The 1,891-nt window shown below is 73.1% G+C and carries 1 protein-coding gene and 1 pseudogene; both read left to right on the top strand.

What is annotated here, in order from left to right; all coding sequences use genetic code 11:
* The first annotated feature begins 179 nt into the window (after positions 1-179).
* Positions 180-1,229 carry a DUF4255 domain-containing protein gene (locus tag O3Q52_RS52590; protein ID WP_269655469.1) on the top strand — a complete coding sequence of 350 codons (1,050 nt, stop codon included), beginning with the start codon at positions 180-182 and terminating at the stop codon, positions 1,227-1,229.
* Positions 1,230-1,262: 33 nt separating this feature from the next.
* Positions 1,263-1,891: pseudogene (locus tag O3Q52_RS52585) on the top strand (AAA family ATPase); the annotation flags it as partial.

The following is a 1,891-nucleotide window of genomic DNA, read 5'->3' as shown; positions in this document are numbered from 1 at the left end:
TGACACCGCGCATCCGGCCCACCAGGACCACGGCGACGGCGAAGATGCCGGCGAGCACCGTCATCGGGAGCTTGCGGGCTACCTGGCGAGGGGGCGCGAGTGGGGAACGTACGACGAACCCGGAGCACCGAGGGTGGACACGGTGATGCTGAGGAACTTGGGACCGAGGAACTGACGTCATGAGCAACGCACTCGCCATCGCCCACGTCACTCAGGCCCTCGCCCTGCTGATCGAGGCCAATCTCCAGCCCGAGATCGACATGGCCGTCAAGGTCGAACCGCGCAAGCCGTCAGCCGATCCGCCGGCCGAGCCCACCATCACCGTGTTCCTGTACCAGGTCACGCCCAACACCTCGCAGCGGAACAACGACCTGCCGACGCGCGCGTCCGACGGCACGCTGCTCAAGCGGGCCGCCGCCGCGCTGGACCTGCACTTCCTGATCAGCGCCTACGGCGAGGAGTCGGAACTGGTCGGGCAGCGGCTGATCGGTTCCGTGGTGCGCACGCTGCACGAGATACCCGTCCTGCCGAAGGACATCATCGAACTGGCCGGGGAGAAGCCCTACTTGGCGAGCAGCGATCTGGCCGAGGCGGCGCAGCGGGTGCGGTTCTCGCCGACGGTGATGGACATCGACGAGACGTCGAAGCTGTGGGGGATGCTCCACCAGACCCCGTACACGCTGTCCGTGGTGTACCAGGCGGCTCTCGTCTTCATCGAGGGGCGCGAGGTGCCCGTGCCGGCGAAGCCGGTGGAGCGGAGTGCGGTGCGGGTGCTGCCGTTCGGGGCGCCCGGGGCGCCGGGGGCGCCGGTTCCGCCCGGCGCGTCCGTGAACGGGTCCGCGGGTGGCTCCGCGCCCGCGGAGGGTGGGGCTTCCGGAGTGACGTCGGGTGGGGCGGGGGCGAAGGCCGGCGCCAAGACGCCCGCCGAGTCCGAAGCCGAGTCCGAAGCCGAGCCCGAGGCCAAGCCGGTCGCGAAGGCCGCGGCCAAGGCCCCGGCGAAGGCTCCCGCGAAGGCACCGGTGAAGACCGCCGCGAAGGCGCCGGCTCGCGCCCGCAAGGCGGGACAGCCCAACAAGGCTGCCCAGTCGGGCAAGTCCGGCAGTTCACCCCAGTCCGGCAGGTCGGCGCGTGGTGCGGCCAGGAGCACGGGAGCGGTGACCTCCGCAGCCTCCTCGGATGCCTCGGATGTCTCGACGGCCGGCGACGGCCCCGAGGGCACGGAGGACTGAGGCGGCGTGGGAACGACGGGGGCAGGTGAGGACATGGGGACGAACGAGACGGGCACACCCGGCACGGCGGGCGGCGGCACGACGCTGACCGCCGAGATCCGGCGCGCCCTGGCCCGCGTCGACGCCCACGCGGCGCGCGCGGCCGAGCCGGGCACGGTATCCGAGTCCGAGGGCGGTGCCGACGGGAGAGGTGGAAGCCACGGCGCCGCCGGCCACCCCGTGCAGCACCCGGCGGGCCCCGCCACCGCCCCCCTCGACGCTCTCGTCGCCTGCTTCGGGCTCAGCGCCTTCGAGCGGGACCTCGTACTCCTCACCGCTGCCTACGAGTTGGACGCCACGACCGCCGCCCGGTGTGCCGCGGCGAGCGGGGACCCGGACCGCGCGTACCCCACGTTCTCGCTCGCTCTGGCCGCTCTCGCCGAACCGCACTGGAGTGCGCTGACCCCGGTCGCGCCCCTGCGGCGCTGGCGGATCGTGGAGCTGGACGACGACTCACGGCTGACGCTGTCCCGGCTGCGGCTCGACGAGCGCATCCTGCACTTCCTGCTGGGCTCGCCCTACCTGGACGCCCGCCTGCACGGCCAGTTGCGCCGCACGCCGGTTCCGGACGAGCTGTCGCCGTCGTACGACCTGGCCGCGCGCCGGGTCGCCGCCGGCTGGGC

The sequence above is a fragment of the Streptomyces sp. ActVer genome, from assembly GCF_027270795.1.
Taxonomy (GTDB): domain Bacteria; phylum Actinomycetota; class Actinomycetes; order Streptomycetales; family Streptomycetaceae; genus Streptomyces; species Streptomyces umbrinus_A.
The sequence above is the reverse complement of the archived record's forward strand: the minus strand, read 5'-3'. Positions and strand labels throughout refer to the sequence as shown.